Annotated in this window: 18 protein-coding genes; 9 read left to right on the forward strand and 9 right to left on the reverse strand. The window is 70.7% G+C overall.

What is annotated here, in order from left to right:
- Window positions 1–19: 19 nt before the first annotated feature.
- Together B072_RS0100505 and B072_RS0100510 are read right to left on the reverse strand one after the other, a co-directional pair.
- Window positions 20–298, reverse strand: a complete 279-nt coding sequence (locus tag B072_RS0100505) for a hypothetical protein (RefSeq protein ID WP_051127055.1) — start codon at window positions 296–298, stop codon at window positions 20–22.
- Between the two features lie 30 nt (window positions 299–328).
- Window positions 329–1,630 carry an MDR family MFS transporter gene (locus B072_RS0100510; RefSeq protein ID WP_018527969.1) on the reverse strand — a complete coding sequence of 434 codons (1,302 nt, stop codon included), beginning with the start codon at window positions 1,628–1,630 and terminating at the stop codon, window positions 329–331.
- 135 nt (window positions 1,631–1,765) lie between these two features.
- Here B072_RS0100510 and B072_RS0100515 point away from each other — a divergent pair, with 135 nt between their 5' ends.
- Window positions 1,766–2,527 (forward strand): phosphoglyceromutase, encoded by a 762-nt coding sequence (locus B072_RS0100515; protein ID WP_018527970.1) that lies wholly within the window; start codon window positions 1,766–1,768, stop codon window positions 2,525–2,527.
- 87 nt (window positions 2,528–2,614) lie between these two features.
- On the opposite strand, the gene B072_RS0100520 is transcribed toward B072_RS0100515, so the two are convergent.
- Window positions 2,615–3,385 (reverse strand): SDR family NAD(P)-dependent oxidoreductase, encoded by a 771-nt coding sequence (locus B072_RS0100520; protein ID WP_018527971.1) that lies wholly within the window; start codon window positions 3,383–3,385, stop codon window positions 2,615–2,617.
- Window positions 3,386–3,523: 138 nt separating this feature from the next.
- On the opposite strand from B072_RS0100520, the gene B072_RS0100525 reads away from it, so the two are divergent.
- Entirely contained in the window at window positions 3,524–4,120 is a 597-nt protein-coding gene (locus B072_RS0100525) for a TetR/AcrR family transcriptional regulator (protein WP_018527972.1), read from the forward strand.
- 59 nt (window positions 4,121–4,179) lie between these two features.
- Here the strand turns inward: B072_RS0100525 and B072_RS47980 are convergent, their stop codons facing one another.
- Entirely contained in the window at window positions 4,180–4,488 is a 309-nt protein-coding gene (locus B072_RS47980; protein ID WP_158689124.1) for a hypothetical protein, read from the reverse strand.
- A 98-nt stretch (window positions 4,489–4,586) separates the two neighbouring features.
- The gene (locus B072_RS0100535) at window positions 4,587–4,994 is read right to left on the reverse strand and encodes a YunG family protein (protein WP_026245316.1); all 408 of its coding nucleotides are present in this window, start codon (window positions 4,992–4,994) and stop codon (window positions 4,587–4,589) included.
- A 53-nt stretch (window positions 4,995–5,047) separates the two neighbouring features.
- Here B072_RS0100535 and B072_RS0100540 point away from each other — a divergent pair, with 53 nt between their 5' ends.
- Window positions 5,048–5,356, forward strand: a complete 309-nt coding sequence (locus B072_RS0100540; RefSeq protein WP_018527975.1) for a hypothetical protein — start codon at window positions 5,048–5,050, stop codon at window positions 5,354–5,356.
- A gap of 41 nt (window positions 5,357–5,397) precedes the next feature.
- On the opposite strand, the gene cpt is transcribed toward B072_RS0100540, so the two are convergent.
- Complete coding sequence (cpt, locus tag B072_RS0100545) at window positions 5,398–5,913, reverse strand: chloramphenicol phosphotransferase CPT (protein ID WP_043243151.1); 516 nt, start codon at window positions 5,911–5,913, stop codon at window positions 5,398–5,400.
- A 34-nt stretch (window positions 5,914–5,947) separates the two neighbouring features.
- Entirely contained in the window at window positions 5,948–7,918 is a 1,971-nt protein-coding gene (locus B072_RS0100550; protein ID WP_018527977.1) for a YncE family protein, read from the reverse strand.
- 262 nt (window positions 7,919–8,180) lie between these two features.
- On the opposite strand from B072_RS0100550, the gene B072_RS47985 reads away from it, so the two are divergent.
- Complete coding sequence (locus B072_RS47985; protein WP_158689125.1) at window positions 8,181–8,345, forward strand: hypothetical protein; 165 nt, start codon at window positions 8,181–8,183, stop codon at window positions 8,343–8,345.
- 96 nt (window positions 8,346–8,441) lie between these two features.
- On the opposite strand, the gene phoU is transcribed toward B072_RS47985, so the two are convergent.
- The gene (gene phoU, locus B072_RS0100555; protein WP_018527978.1) at window positions 8,442–9,131 is read right to left on the reverse strand and encodes a phosphate signaling complex protein PhoU; all 690 of its coding nucleotides are present in this window, start codon (window positions 9,129–9,131) and stop codon (window positions 8,442–8,444) included.
- Between the two features lie 197 nt (window positions 9,132–9,328).
- On the opposite strand from phoU, the gene B072_RS0100560 reads away from it, so the two are divergent.
- Both B072_RS0100560 and B072_RS0100565 read left to right on the forward strand, forming a co-directional pair.
- Window positions 9,329–10,615 carry a sensor histidine kinase gene (locus B072_RS0100560; protein WP_018527979.1) on the forward strand — a complete coding sequence of 429 codons (1,287 nt, stop codon included), beginning with the start codon at window positions 9,329–9,331 and terminating at the stop codon, window positions 10,613–10,615.
- Window positions 10,612–11,292 carry a response regulator transcription factor gene (locus B072_RS0100565; RefSeq protein WP_018527980.1) on the forward strand — a complete coding sequence of 227 codons (681 nt, stop codon included), beginning with the start codon at window positions 10,612–10,614 and terminating at the stop codon, window positions 11,290–11,292. The genes B072_RS0100560 and B072_RS0100565 overlap by 4 nt, the downstream gene beginning before the upstream one ends.
- Window positions 11,293–11,377: 85 nt before the next feature.
- Here B072_RS0100565 and B072_RS0100570 read toward each other — a convergent pair whose 3' ends face one another.
- Window positions 11,378–12,049 carry a hypothetical protein gene (locus B072_RS0100570; RefSeq protein ID WP_018527981.1) on the reverse strand — a complete coding sequence of 224 codons (672 nt, stop codon included), beginning with the start codon at window positions 12,047–12,049 and terminating at the stop codon, window positions 11,378–11,380.
- 624 nt (window positions 12,050–12,673) lie between these two features.
- On the opposite strand from B072_RS0100570, the gene B072_RS0100575 reads away from it, so the two are divergent.
- From B072_RS0100575 to ispF, 3 genes are all read left to right on the forward strand, one after another.
- A complete protein-coding gene (locus B072_RS0100575) occupies window positions 12,674–13,156 on the forward strand; it encodes a CarD family transcriptional regulator (protein WP_003953493.1) in 483 nt (160 codons plus the stop codon).
- A 284-nt stretch (window positions 13,157–13,440) separates the two neighbouring features.
- The gene (gene ispD, locus B072_RS0100580; protein ID WP_026245317.1) at window positions 13,441–14,190 is read left to right on the forward strand and encodes a 2-C-methyl-D-erythritol 4-phosphate cytidylyltransferase; all 750 of its coding nucleotides are present in this window, start codon (window positions 13,441–13,443) and stop codon (window positions 14,188–14,190) included.
- A complete protein-coding gene (gene ispF, locus B072_RS0100585) occupies window positions 14,180–14,698 on the forward strand; it encodes a 2-C-methyl-D-erythritol 2,4-cyclodiphosphate synthase (protein ID WP_018527983.1) in 519 nt (172 codons plus the stop codon). Before ispD ends, ispF begins: the two co-directional genes overlap by 11 nt.
- Window positions 14,699–14,772 lie beyond the last annotated feature (74 nt).

The raw sequence follows: 14,772 nt of genomic DNA on the forward strand, positions 1-14,772 counted from the left end.
CTGCGCCTGCGGCGACGGCTCAAGCCGGGCCCCGCCTCTCCGCCTCGTCGCGGGCGAGCCGGGCCAGGATCGCGTCGGCCTCCGGGTCGGGCACGGCCTCCAGCATCCAGTGCCGCATGACGGCGTGGATCTCGTCGACCCCGGCGGCGTTGATGTCCTTGTCGAACTCGGTGCGGCGCTCGGGGGTGAGCGCCGCACGGATCGCCGGAATGCTGTTGGGGACGTCGACCTCGATGCCGCCCACCAGCGTTCTGGGCGGTTCGTCAGTTCTGGAGGAGGTCCTTGGGGCTTCGGACATGTTCGGGTACGTACCCGCCGAAGTGCCCGCTCACGCCGGGGCGTTCTCCGGGGTGCTCTTCGGGGAGTTCTTCGGGGAGTTCTTCGGGGCGGTGACCAAGTCCCTTGCGGGAGAGGCCTCCTGGACGAACTCCTGCGTGGGCAGCCCGCGCATCAGTGCCCAGTAACCGAACGCGGTCACCGTGCCGAGCGCCGCGCACCCCGCCCACAGCCACCCGGCACCGGCCGAGTCGAGCACCCAGCCGCCGGCCAGCGGCGCGACGAGGGCGGCCGCCGACCACGAGGTCGTGTACACGCCCTGGTAGCGGCCGCGCCCGTCGGCGGGCGCGAGCCGGGCGACGAGCCCCGACTGGGTGGGCGCGTTGATCATCTCGCCGAGCGTCCACACCACGACGGTCAGCGCGTACGCGGCCAGCGACCCGGCGAAGGCGGTGAGCGCGAAGCCGTAGCCGATGAGGAGCGAGGAGACGGTGAGCAGCCGGCCCGGGTCGCGGCGCTGGAGGTAGCGGGTCAGCGGGATCTGCAGCGCGACGATGACGAGGCCGTTCACGGCGGCGACGAGCCCGACGTCGGAGCTGCTGAGCCCGTTCGCGCCCATGACGATCGGCAGGCCGACCGAGCTCTGCGTGAAGACGACGGCCACCAGGAAGGACAGGCCCACCATGACCATGAAGCGACGGTCGCGCAGCACGGTCCCCATGGTGACGGCCTGCCGCGCGGCGACCTTCGGGCCCGGCTCGGGCCGCGACTCCTTCACCTTCACGAACACGACGCAGGCGCAGGCCAGCGTCATGGCGGCCTCGACGAGGAAGCCGAGGGTGTAGCTCTGCGCGACCAGGAACCCGGCGTAGACGGACGAGACCGCGAACCCCAGGTTGATCGCCCAGTAGTTGAGCGAGAAGGCGCGGACCCGGTCGTGCGGGGGCACGATGTCGGCCATCATCGCCTGGATCGCGGGCCGCGAGGCGTTCGAGGCGAGGCCGAGGGCGAAGCCGGTCGCGGCGATGGAGACGGGGTCGCGCACGAAGGCGAGCACGGCGACGGTCGCGGCGGTCGCCAACTGCGCGCCGAGCAGGGTGGGCCGCCGCCCGACCCGGTCCGCGAGCACGCCGCCGAGCATGGAGGCGATGACGCCGCCGGCGCCGATGAGCGAGGCGACCAGACCGGCGTACGCGGCCGAGAAGCCACGCGCGGCGGTCAGGTAGAGGGCGAGGAAGGTGAGGACGAACCCGCCGAGCCGGTTCACGAGCGTGCTCGTCCACAGCCACCAGTACGCGCGGGGGAGCCCGGCGACAGAGTCCTTGGCGGCACGTCTGAGCGAGGCGACTGACATGGGTGCATCCCCCGGGGCTGAAGTAAGTGGTGGCGAAGGTTTTCGTAACTTACTTGCCGGGTAGCGGTAGGGGCCAATCAATTGACGGCCACCGTCAATCGGCGAGGACCAGAGCGGTCTATTAGGCTCGGGACCATGGCCGACGCACCGTACAAGCTGATCCTCCTCCGCCACGGCGAGAGCGAATGGAACGCGAAGAACCTGTTCACCGGATGGGTGGACGTCAACCTGAACGAGAAGGGCGAGAAGGAGGCGGTCCGCGGCGGTGAGCTGCTCAAGGACGCCGGCCTGCTCCCCGACGTGGTCCACACCTCGCTCCAGAAGCGCGCGATCCGCACGGCGCAGCTCGCGCTGGAGTCCGCGGACCGCCACTGGATCCCCGTCCACCGCAGCTGGCGCCTGAACGAGCGCCACTACGGCGCCCTGCAGGGCAAGGACAAGGCGCAGACCCTCGCCGAGTTCGGCGAGGAGCAGTTCATGCTGTGGCGCCGCTCCTACGACACCCCGCCGCCGCCGCTCGACCGCGACGCCGAGTACTCGCAGTTCGATGACCCGCGCTACGCGACCCTCCCGCCGGAGCTGCGCCCGCAGACGGAGTGCCTCAAGGACGTCGTCGTCCGCATGCTCCCGTACTGGTTCGACGGCATCGTCCCCGACCTCCTGACGGGTAAGACGGTCCTGGTCGCGGCCCACGGCAACAGCCTCCGCGCCCTGGTCAAGCACCTCGACGGCATCTCGGACGCCGACATCGCGGGCCTGAACATCCCGACGGGCATCCCGCTCTCCTACGAGCTCGACGCCGACTTCAAGCCGGTCAAGCCGGGCGGCACGTACCTGGACCCGGACGCGGCCGCGGCGGCGATCGAGGCGGTCAAGAACCAGGGCAAGAAGAAGTAGCCCACCCCGCTCGCGCTGAGGCCCCCTGCCGACGGTTCGTCCCGTCGGCAGGGGGCCTTTCGCGTGGCCGTGAGGGCAGCGCCGGCCCTACGCCGCGATCACCGCCACCCCGGTCCGCCCGCCGTCCACGTCCACCACGGTGCCGTGGACGAAGGACGCCTCGTCGCTCGCCAGCCAGAGGGCCGCGTGGGCGATGGCGTCGGGGGTGCCGACGGTGCCCGCCGGGGTGCCCTGCATCATCACCTCGCCGGGGTGGGGCTCGGCGCCCTCGGGGGTCGGCGGGAGGACGACGCCGGGGGAGACCGCGTTGACGCGGACGCCCTGCGGGCCGAACTCCGCGGCCCAGGCGCGGGTCAGGGTCTCCATGGCGCCCTTGGTGGAGCTGTAGAGCGCGCCGAGCGGGACGGCGAGTCGCGTGATCCACGAGCCGAGGTTGACGATCGTGCCGCCGCCGGCCGCCGCCATGGCCGGGGCGACGGCGGCGGTGAGGAAGAACGGTGCCTTCACGTTCACGCCGTAGACCTGGTCGAAGGTCTTCTCGTCGGTGTCGGCCGTGCCGGGTGCCGGGTAGATGCCGGCGTTGTTGACCAGGATGTCGATCCGGCCGCCGAGGGCCGCGCGGGCCCGGTCGGCCAGGTCGCGGGAGGCCGCCGGGCTGCCGTCGAGGTCCGCCGCCACGAAGTCGGCCCGGCCGCCGGACGCGCGGATGCCGGTGACGACGGCGGCTCCGCGGCCCGCGTCGCGCCCGGACACGACGACATGGGCGCCCTCGGCGGCGAACACCTCGGCGATCGCCTGCCCGATGTTGCTGGTCGATCCCGTGACCAGTGCCGTTTTGCCGTGCAGTCGTCCACTCATGACGTGATCTCCCAGGTGTTCGTACGTGCGATGACGTGATGACGGCGTCCACGGTGCTCCGCGAAAAATGGACCGGCAAGTCCAGAAAGGGGATACGGTACGAGGCAGGGGGCGACCGGCGAACAGGAGGAGGGGCGGATGCCCGACGTACTGACCGCGAAGGGGCGTGCCACCCGGGCCCGCATCGTCTCCGGCGCGGCCGAGGTGCTGCGCGAGCAGGGCGTCTCCTTCACGACGCTCGACGACGTCCGCGCCCGCACCGGCACCAGCAAGAGCCAGCTCTTCCACTACTTCCCCGACGGCAAGGACGAACTGCTGCTCGCCGTGGCCCGGTTCGAGGCCGACCGGGTGCTGGAGGACCAGCAGCCGCACCTGGGCCGCCTCGACTCGTGGGAGTCCTGGGAGCAATGGCGTGACCTGGTCGTCGCGCGCTACGAACTCCAGGGCGACCACTGCCCGTTGGGCGCGCTGTTCCTCCAGGTCGGACGGTCGAGCACTGGCGCGAGGGCGATCGTCGCGGAGCTGATGCGGCAGTGGCAGGAGCAGCTCGCCCGCGGTGTCCGTGCTCTGCAGGCGGGCGGCCTGGTGGCGGCAGGGCTCGACGCGGACCGCACGGCCGCCGCGCTGCTCGCCGGGATCCAGGGCGGGGTGACGATCATGATGTCCACCGGCGACTCGACCCACCTCAAGGCGGCACTCGACACCGGCATCGAGCATCTGCGGGACCACGCCTGAGGGAACCGTCCCCGGTCCGGCGGAGTCTGGACGGTCGTGACAAGTGCCCTGACGCTTCTCTACCTGGCCGTGCTCTTCGCCCCGATCGTGACGCCGTTCGTGGCCCTGGGCGCCGCCGCGGCGCTGGTGCGACGGGCCCGCGCCCGAGTGCCGGGCAGCGGCTGGCCGCCGGGCGGCGGGACCTGCGCGCTGGTACTGCTCCTCGCGGGGTCGGTCGCGTTCGGGGCGTACGCGTGGGGCGTGATGTCGGGACCGCTGCTCGACCCGGGCCAGTGGTGTTCGGCCCAGGGCGTGGCCGGGGACCGCGTCGTGACCCGGATGTCGCTGCCCGTCAGCGTCCGGTGCGTGACCTCCGACGGGCATGGCACCGAGATGGTCGGGAGCTGGATCAACCCCACCGTCTGCACCGGGCTCGCCGTCGCCGCCCTCGCCGTCGGAGCATGGGCGGCCGCCCTCCGCTACCGGCTCACGCCGCTCTCCCCAGACGCCGCAGCACTCGCCCGCGCAACAGCTCGTACTCCTCACGCAGGCGGCGCAGTTCGGCGTCGGGCGGTCGGGGGATCACGGTTCCCTCGGTGACGATCTCGTGCGGGGCGAACTGCTCGCGGGTCAGGTCGATTTCGAGGCCCTCGCCCAGCCGGTTCCACCAGTGATAGTCGACGCGGACACCGTCGACGAGCACCTCGCCGCGCAACAGCTCCCCGCCCAGCAGATCGTTGAGCACCAGCGCCGTCACCCCGCACTGGTCCCGCGCGGGGTTCTCCCGCGTCCAGCGCGCGCGGTACTCGGGCGTACAGGTGGCGGCGTCCCAACTGGCGCGTACCGCCTGCTCGATGTGGGTGAGCAGCAAGGGCGCATCGGTGGCTGTGGTCATATGGGAACTGTCGCACCCGGCACTGACAACGCCCCCTCACCGCAGGAGACCCCATGACCCGCGACCTGTACAACGTCCGCGCCGTCGCCGCTCCGGACGAGGACCAGTGGGCTCCCACCCCTCTCACCCCTGACGAGGAGAACCGCTACCTGGCCCTGCTGTTCGGCGAGTTGGGAAACCAGGTGGCCGATCACGGGGCGGCCACCCACCCCGCGTACACCACGGAGGACCGGCGGCGGATCGTCGAGGTCGGGCGGCGGCTGAGCGCGCACTGGGGGATGCCGGTGCGGGTGGAGGCGGTCGACACCTGCCGGATGCGGATCAGCGTCGGGACGCCGGCGCAACCGGACCGGTCGGCGTAACCGGACCGGTCGGCGTAACCGGACCGGCCGGCGCAACCGGATCAGTCGACCCGCGCCGCGATCTCCCGCGCACACGCCCGCGGCTCGGTCCGCGACGTGTCCACCACCAGGTCGTACGTGACGCCCTGGTGCACCGATTCGGCCTGCCGCTCCGCCATCCCGGCGATCCGGTCGCCCCGCGCGGCCTCGCGCCGGGCCGCCACCTGCGCGTCGCAGCGCACCCCGACCCACAGCACACCGAGGCCGCGCCGGGCCAGTTCCGTACGCCACCTCTGCTGCGAGGCCGCGCCGCCCAGGAACACCTCGTCCACGACGACCCGCGCCCCGGCCGCCGCCATCGCCGCGACACCCGTGATCCACGCGGCCTCCACCGCGCGGAACTCCGGGCCGACCGTCACCGTCCCGTCCGCACCGAACTCGATACCGGCGCCCGTCGAGGGCAGCGCCTCCACGAACGTGTCGGTGCCCAGGGTCAGCCAGAGAGACGGCAACAGCTCCTGCAAGGACCGCGCGATGCTGGTCTTGCCGGAGCTGGAGCCGCCGTTGAGGACGATCATGTCGGTCATGGGCCGAACATAGCCGCGGCCGAGGTCAGTTGGAGAAGTACAGGTACTTCCAGGAGCTGTGCGTCGTCGAGTTCACGTTGTCCCCGGACGAGTTGTTGATGTACGAGGTGCGCACGCGCGCCTTGACGCCCGCCTCGCCGGGGGAGCCGAGACCGACGGCCACCTTCCCGTCGGTGCCGAGCTTGAAGTACTCCGCGCCGGAGCCGTACCACTTGCCGTTGTAGTAGACCTCCAGCTCCAGGCGCTCCTTGCGGCCCTTGTAGTACGACATCGTCGTGGTCACCACAGGACTGGTCTTCTTGTGGAACCAGTAGTAGCTGTGCGAGCCGATCTTCCCCGTCTTGTAGTGCTTGGAGATCGAGTTCGACACCTTCACGCGCGCGTAGGCCGTCACCTTCACGGTCTTCGGCGCGTAGCGCGCGTCCCCGGCGAACACCGCGCTCACCGTGGTGTCGCGCTTCATGTCCACGGTCGCGGAGACGTTGCCGCTGGAGTTGACCTTCGCCGTCCTGATCAGCTTGTTCGGCTTGTCGCCGCCGTACGGGTTCGCCCAGATCTCCACCGTGCGGTTCTTGTACGTCGTACCGAGGTGCGCGGTGAAGGACACGTCGGCGCCGTACGAGTAGACGTTGCCGTTCTTGTTCAGTGTCAGGGTCGGCGTGCTGCGGGAGACCTCGACCGTGTCCGACGCGGAGGCCGCCGTGTACGTGGCGTCACCCGCGTACGTCACCTTGTACGTGACCTTGCCGCCGGCCGGCGGGGTGTCGGTGAAGCTGAACTTGCCGCCCGTGCCGAGGGACTTGGTGCCCAGAGACTTGCCGTCGGGCGAGTCCAGGTCGGTGCGGGTGACGGTCAGCGGGGTGCCGGCGGGCAGCGGGAGCGTCGTCTTCAGGGTGCCGGTGACGGTCAGCGACTTGCCGCGGGTCGCCTTGGCCGGGGCGGCGGCCGACGCGGTCACGGCGTACTTGCGCGGGGCGTCGACCGCGTGGAACCGGGTGGCGTCGGTCGAGCCGGTCAGCACGAACAGCCGGGAGCCGTCCGGGGACCAGTTCATCGTGTGGCCGAACCACGGCATCCAGGAGTGCGAGAGGTTGCGGACGCTTGCGGGCTGGTCGGCGCCGCGGGAGAAGACGTACGTGTCGCCCGCGTCCTCCGTGTCCATGACGGTGGCGGCGACCGTGCCGTCCGGGGCGATGCTGACCGTCTCCGGCTCGTCGGGCACCGGATAGGTGCGCACCTCGGCGAGATCGGCGAGCCGGTACTCGGTCAGGGCGCGGTTGCCGGGCCCTGCCACCACCACCGACTTCCCGTCGGGTGTGAGCGCCGCGTCGTTGTAGAAGCCGCCCTTCTCGGCGGAGACCTTGATCGACGGGGTGCCGGTCGAGATGTCGTACACCACGATCGGCCCTGAGCTGATGCCCGCGTCCAGCGTCAGCAGGGTGTTCGGGTCGCCCGGGACGGCGTAGAGCATGGGCGGGGAGGCGAAGTCGTGGTCGCCCGCCAGGTCCAGGGTCACCGTCGGTGTCGCCGCGCTCACGTCGATGGACCCGAGCCCGGAGTCCCACTGGTCCCCGTAGGAGAACCAGAGCTTTCCGCCCGCGTACGCCACCTTCGAGGGGCTGCTGCCGGTTCCGGTCGGGTACTCGGCGGTGACCTTGAGCGTCACCGGGTCGATCGCGACGATCTTGTCGTCCTCGGCGACGGCCGCGTACAGCGTGCCGCCGTCGGGCGTCAGGTCGAGATCCTGGACGTAGCGGAGCCCGGTCAGGGTGCCGACCGGTTGCCCGTCGAGGTCGGTGGCGACGATCTTGCCGCCCGAGCGGTCGCTGAAGAACAGCCGCTGATGCGCGCTGTCCACGACCGTGTCCCAGGCCTCGCTCAGCGAGATCGCCCGGTCGGTGTCGGCCGTGGCCGTACCCGTCGCCCCCGCGACAAGTACGGCCGAACTGAAGAACACCGCGAGCGCCGTCGCGGTAGTGATGCTGCGCTTGCGCACAGTCGTACCCCCACTGAAGAGTCCCGGTGGATGACCGGGGAGAGAGAAGCGCCGCGCGACGTCCGGGAACCCGGGGCGCGGCTGCAGGGGCAGCGTAGGGCATGCCTGTGACAGAAGGGGAGGGGGTTTCTGCGGAGGCACGGGTGACGACCCGGCGTCGTTCCTTGCTCGTGTGCGCCGTTGATGCGCCCGCCCGGTTGGGCATGCAATGGGTGAGGCTCTCCGCCACGGAGGTCCACACAGGTCCATCGAGGAGGGAACCATGGCTGCCGAGTCCCCCAGGCCCGACCAGACACCCGAGACGCTCGTCGAAGTGAGCCGCCCCGTACCGGAGTTGGTGATCCTCGGAGCCTGCGGCTGCGGCTCGGGCTGCGGCTGCGGCTGCCAGTCGGGCGCCCCGTGCCAGTGCGGCGGCTGCTGCGGCTGAACCGCGTACGGACGAGGGCCCCGCGCCGGCCGACCTTCGACCGGTGCGGGGCCCTCGACCACGTACGACCACCGCGCCCCGCAGGGCGGGAATCGGTCAGGCGCCCTCGACGGAGTTCTGGGCGCTCTGGGCCGCCTGGACCTCGTCCGCGTGCTCGCCCGTCACCAGGTAGACGACGCGCTTCGCGACGGCCACGGCGTGGTCGGCGTACCGCTCGTAGTAGCGGCCGAGCAGCGTCACGTCGACCGCCGTCTCGATGCCGTGCTTCCACTTCTCGTCCATCAGGTGCTGGAAGAGCGTGCGGTGCAGCAGGTCCATCTCGTCGTCGTCCTGCTCCAGCTGCATCGCCAGATCGACGTCCTTGGTGATGATGACCTCGGCCGCCTTCGCCATCAGGCGCTGCGCCAGCTGCCCCATCTCCAGGATCGTCGCGTGCAGGTCGTGCGGGACGGCCCGCTCCGGGAAACGCAGCCGGGTCAGCTTGGCCACGTGCTGGGCCAGGTCGCCGCTGCGCTCCAGGTCCGCGCTCATCCGCAGCGACGTCACGACGATCCGCAGATCCGTCGCCACCGGCTGCTGGCGCGCGAGCAGGGCTATGGCCCGCGCCTCCAGGTCGTGCTGCAGATCGTCCACCTTCTGGTCGGCGGCGATCACGCTCTCGGCGAGCTTCAGGTCGGCGTCGAGCATGGCCGTGGTGGCGCGCCCGATCGCCGACCCGACAAGGCGGGCCATCTCGACCAGGCCCTCGCCGATCGAGTCCAGTTCCTCGTGGTACGCGTCACGCATACGGCATTCCCTCTCTGTACCGCTGGGGTCGGTGGAGCCGGGGCAGCCCCACGGTCCCACGTTCGGTGGCGTACGCGTCCGGATCCGGCACCCCAAATGAATCACCTCCGTACTGAAGGTGAACTCTGGGCGACGAGTGTTCGAGTGGCCACCCGGACGGCTGTGGAGGACCGGCCGACCCCGCATAACCTGGAGACATGGACGTGAACGCGGCGGTCGCCGCAGCCTCAGCGATCGCCGGAGTGTGCACCGGCGCGGTCGCGACGCTGGCGTTCCGCTGGAGCGAACGCGACCAGAAGCGCCCCACCCGCACTTCTCTGCACACCGACCCCGCCCTGCCGCCCGGCGTGGACACGGTCCTGTCCGTGCTGCGCTCCTCCGCCGTCGTCCTCGACGAGGCGGACAGCGTGGTCAAGGCCAGCTCCGCCGCGTACGCGCTCGGTCTCGTCCGGGGCGGGAAGCTCGCCGTCGATCCGATGCTGCAGATGGCCAGGGACACCCGGCGCGACGGCGAGATACGGCAGGTGGAGCTGGATCTGCCCCGGCGCGGCACCGGCCGCGGGGACGCGCTCGCCGTGTCCGCCCGCGTGGCCCCGCTCGGCTCCCGCCTGGTCCTGCTCCTCGTCGAGGACCTGACCGAGGCCCGCCGCATCGAGGCGGTCCGCCGCGACTTCGTGGCGAACGTGAGCCACGAGCTGAAGACCCCGGTGGGCGCCCTCTCCCTGCTCTCCGAGGCGGTCATGGACGCCTCCGACGACCCCGAGGCCGTCGAGCGCTTCGCCGGCCGCATGCAGATCGAGGCGACCCGCCTGACCAACCTCGTCCAGGAGCTCATCGACCTCTCCCGGGTGCAGAACGACGACCCGCTGGAGGACGCCGAACCGGTCCGCGTCGACGAGCTCGTCGCCGAGGCCATCGACCGCTGCCGCCAGCCCGCCGCCACCAAACAGATCACGATGGCCGCGGGCGGCACCGCCGATCTCCACGTATGGGGCAACCGCGGCCAGCTCGCCGCCGCCCTGGGAAACCTGGTCGAGAACGCGGTCAACTACTCACCCGCCCGCACCCGCGTCGGCATAGCCGCCCGCCGGGTCGCCGCGCCCGGCGGCGACATGCTGGAGATAGCCGTCACCGACCAGGGCATCGGCATCTCCGACAAGGACAAGGAGCGCGTCTTCGAGCGCTTCTACCGCGTCGACCCGGCCCGCTCCCGCGCCACCGGAGGCACGGGCCTCGGCCTGGCGATCGTCAAGCACGTCGCCGCCTCGCACGGCGGCGAGGTCACCGTGTGGAGCTCCGAGGGACAGGGCTCCACCTTCACGCTGCGGCTGCCCGAGGCCGCCGCGATCCGCAGTCCCCACCAGAACTTCTCTGCCTCAGGCCCCGGAGACGTACGCGACGAAGACGACGCACACGGGCCCGACCACACAACCGCATACGAATCCATCCCCGCCGCTCCTGCCGCCCCGGAGGTCCTTCCGTGACCCGAGTGCTCGTCGTAGAGGACGAGGAGTCCTTCTCCGACGCCCTGTCCTACATGCTCCGCAAGGAAGGCTTCGAGGTCGCCATCGCGGCCACCGGGCCCGACGGACTCGACGAGTTCGAGCGCAACGGCGCCGACCTCGTCCTCCTCGACCTGATGCTGCCGGGCCTGCCCGGCACCGAGGTCTGCCGCCAGCTGCGCGGCCGCTCGAACGTCCCGGTGATCATGGTGACCGCCAAGGACAGCGAGATCGACAAGGTCGTCGGTCTCGAAATAGGAGCCGACGACTACGTCACCAAGCCGTTCTCCTCGCGCGAGCTGGTCGCCCGCATCCGGGCCGTCCTGCGCCGCCGCGGCGAGCCGGAGGAGGTCGCCCCGCAGGCCCTGGAGGCGGGCCCGGTGCGGATGGACGTGGACCGCCACGTCGTCACGGTGTCGGGCTCGAAGGTCGACCTCCCGCTGAAGGAGTTCGACCTGCTCGAGATGCTGCTGCGCAACGCGGGCCGCGTGCTGACCCGCATGCAGCTGATCGACCGGGTCTGGGGCGCGGACTACGTGGGGGACACGAAGACCCTCGATGTCCACGTGAAGCGCCTGCGCGCCAAGATCGAGCCGGACCCGGGCGCCCCGCGCTACCTGGTCACGGTCCGCGGCCTGGGCTACAAGTTCGAGCCGTAGACCGCACGCGGTGGTACGTGAACGCCGGAGGGCGGGCCCCAGCTCGGGGCCCGCCCTCCGGCGTTCACGCTGTCGTACGTACGGCTCAGTGACCCGCGGCGCTGTGCGAGGCCGTCGTGGACGACGTGGCCGACGAGGAGGCCGTCGACCCCTCGTTCGGCGACGCGCTCGTGGACGCCGAGGAGGACGCCGAGGAGGACGCGGACGTCGAGGGCGAGGCGGAAGCGCCGGGCGTCGCCGGCATCTCGCTCGGCCCCCACTTCTCGAAGTAGCTCTCGGCCGGGACCACGAACGCCTTCAGCTTGATCTCACCGGCCTCGCTGAAGGAGAAGGTGATCGGCTGCGCGTTGCCGTCCAGGACCGCGGTGCGGCTGTTGGGCAGCTCGGCGGAGGCGTTGCCCTTGCCGCCGAGGATCACGGAGCCGTGGGCCGGGACGGTGATGGTCGAGCCGCCCTTCGGGCCGGTCAGCTCCGCGGTCTTGCCGACCCCGTCGACGGTGATGCCGTCGAGGGTCTGCGCGGTCTTGCCGTTGTTGAAGAGCGTGGCGGTGACGACCGCCGGGCCCTTGGACGTACGGTCCGGCTGGGTGATGACGGTGGCGTTCTGGATCTTGATGTCGCCGACCGCGGTCGCGGCGTTGTCCGGCTTCACCTCGAGCGTCTGCGCGTTGTTGCCGGCACCGCACGCGGCGAGCGAGGCGATCGAGAACGCGATGGCGGCGGCGGCGAGGGCGCCGCGTCGAAGGCTGCTGCTCACGGCGGCGGCAACTCCTTGAACGTGGGCGGAACGAACGGCCTCACGGGAGGTAAAGCCGTCCTAAGGGTCTGTCAGCGGCCTTAGATTACCGAGCCGTTCTCATGCCGCCGCACCCGACCCGCCCCAGACGTCCGTCGAGCCCTCCTCGAACGTCCCGTACGCACCGAACACCCCGTGCTCCTCACCGTCACCAAAGGCACCCTGTTCATCATTCACATAAGGCCTGTCCAGCGGCCCGTACGGATTTCCGGTAAGGAATGCATGGGGGTACGGAAAAACGATCACCCGGGCCCGGGAATCGCGATGATCAATTCCGGATTCGTCTCGAACGATCCTCCGGGTCATCGAACGGAGTAGCGGAGTACTCCCTCTTCGAACCTCGCAAACCGGGACGTTCGGCCCCTTGGGTGCCGGTTCGGGGGTCGGTAGCGTATGGGTTTCCGCTCCGCCGGACAGCCGCTCCGACCTGCGAATACCCCCCTCCTCTTCCGTCGGGGAGCCCCTCCGCAGCACGTTCCTGTTGTTGTTGTCAAGCCCCGAGATATGCCCTGACCTGCGAAAACGCCATTCAGAACCCGCAGTTTCCGTGTTACCCTGGATAGCCACGGAAGGGGTACCTGTCACATGACGTTCAAGGTTGGCGACACCGTGGTCTATCCCCATCACGGGGCCGCGCTGATCGAGGCTATCGAAACTCGCCAGATCAAAGGCGTGGACAAGACCTACTTGGTGCTGAAGGTCGCGCAGGGTGACCTGACGGTACGTGTGCCTGCGGACAATGCGGAGTTCGTCGGCGTGCGTGATGTGGTCGGTCAGGACGGGCTCGACCGGGTCTTCGAGGTGCTGCGCGCGCCGTACGCCGAGGAGCCCACGAACTGGTCGCGCCGTTACAAGGCAAACCTGGAGAAGCTCGCCTCCGGCGATGTCATCAAGGTCGCGGAGGTTGTGCGTGACCTGTGGCGTCGTGAGCGTGAGCGCGGACTGTCCGCGGGTGAGAAGCGCATGCTCGCCAAGGCTCGCCAGATCCTGGTGAGCGAGCTCGCTCTCGCGGAGAACACGAACGAGGACAAGGCCGAGGCCCTGCTCGACGAGGTCCTCGCGTCCTGACGCGCCGCAGCGCCGGACAAAGCGCGTAGGAACAATGCCGTGGTGCCCGATGACCCTGATGGTGTCGCCGGGCGCTGCGGCATGTTCGTACCCGCTTCTCATGCCCAGGCCCCGCGTGATGAATGCGCGTGCTGACCGCGATGTTTCTTTGTGCCGTTCCCCTGGCGTGCCGGGCCCGGGCAGCTGGCTCGACCGATGTCACGGAAGGGTCCGGTCAAGGCGTCGCGCCCGGCACGATGTGGCCATACCCACCACCCCCGAGCGTACAAACCTGAACGGAAGCGATGTCTGACGAAACGCGTCCCGTTGCCGCCCCCGCACGCACCGCGGCTGTGATTCCGGCCGCCGGACGGGGCGTACGCCTCGGTCCCGGCGCCCCCAAAGCGCTCCGTGCGCTGGGTGGCACCCCGATGCTGATCCACGCCGTCCGCGCCATGGCGGCCTCCCGCTCCGTCGCCCTCGTCGTGGTCGTCGCACCGGCCGACGGCGCGGCCGAGGTGAAGAGCCTGCTCGCCGACCACGCCCTGCCCGAGCGGACCGACTTCGTCGTCGTGCCGGGCGGTGAGTCCCGGCAGGAGTCCGTGAAGCTGGGCATCGATGCCCTCCCGGACGGGATCGACATCGTGCTGGTGCACGACGCCGCCCGGCCGCTCGTCCCGGTGGACACCGTCGACGCGGTCATCGAGGCGGTACGCGACGGAGCGCCGGCCGTGGTGCCCGCGCTGCCGCTCGCGGACACCGTCAAGGAGGTCGTGCCGACCACCGACGGGAGCCCCGAGCCGGTCGTCGCGACGCCCTCGCGCGCCAAGCTGCGGGCCGTGCAGACGCCGCAGGGCTTCGACCGCGAGATCCTGGTGCGGGCCCACGAGACCGTCACCGACGACGTCACCGACGACGCCAGCATGGTCGAGCAGCTCGGGCTGCAGGTCGTGCTCGTGCCGGGGCACGAGGAGGCGTTCAAGGTGACGCGTCCGCTCGATCTCGTCCTGGCCGAGGCCGTACTCGCCCGCAGGAGGGCCAACGATGGGTTCTGAGCAGCCTTCCTTCCCCCACGTCCTTCCGCAGGTCGGTATCGGCACCGACATCCACGCCTTCGAAGAGGGGCGCGAGCTGTGGTGCGCCGGGCTGAAGTGGGAAGCCCCCGACTATGACGGCCCCGGGCTCGCCGGGCACTCGGACGCCGACGTCGTCGCCCACGCCGCCTGCAACGCGCTGTTCTCGGCCGCCGGGCTCGGTGACCTCGGGCAGCACTTCGGGACCGGGCGCCCCGAGTGGTCGGGGGCGAGCGGGCTCACGCTGCTCGCCGAGGCGGCCCGGATCGTGCGCGAGGCGGGCTTCGTCATCGGCAATGTCGCCGTGCAGGTCGTCGGGCCACGGCCCAAGATCGGCAAGCGGCGCGAGGAGGCGCAGAAGGTGCTGTCCGAGGCCGCCGGGGCGCCGGTGTCCGTGTCCGGGGCCACAACCGACGGGCTCGGTTTCCCCGGGCGCGACGAGGGCCTGATGGCCGTGGCGACGGCACTGGTGGTGCGGGACCGGGGCTGACCCGGCCGCCTTATTGCACATTGCTTGCAGTTAGCATGGCTGGGCAGGTTGTTCGGCTCGGGCAGGGTGAAGGC

The organism is Streptomyces sp. HmicA12, from assembly GCF_000373565.1.
Classification (GTDB): Bacteria; Actinomycetota; Actinomycetes; order Streptomycetales; family Streptomycetaceae; genus Streptomyces.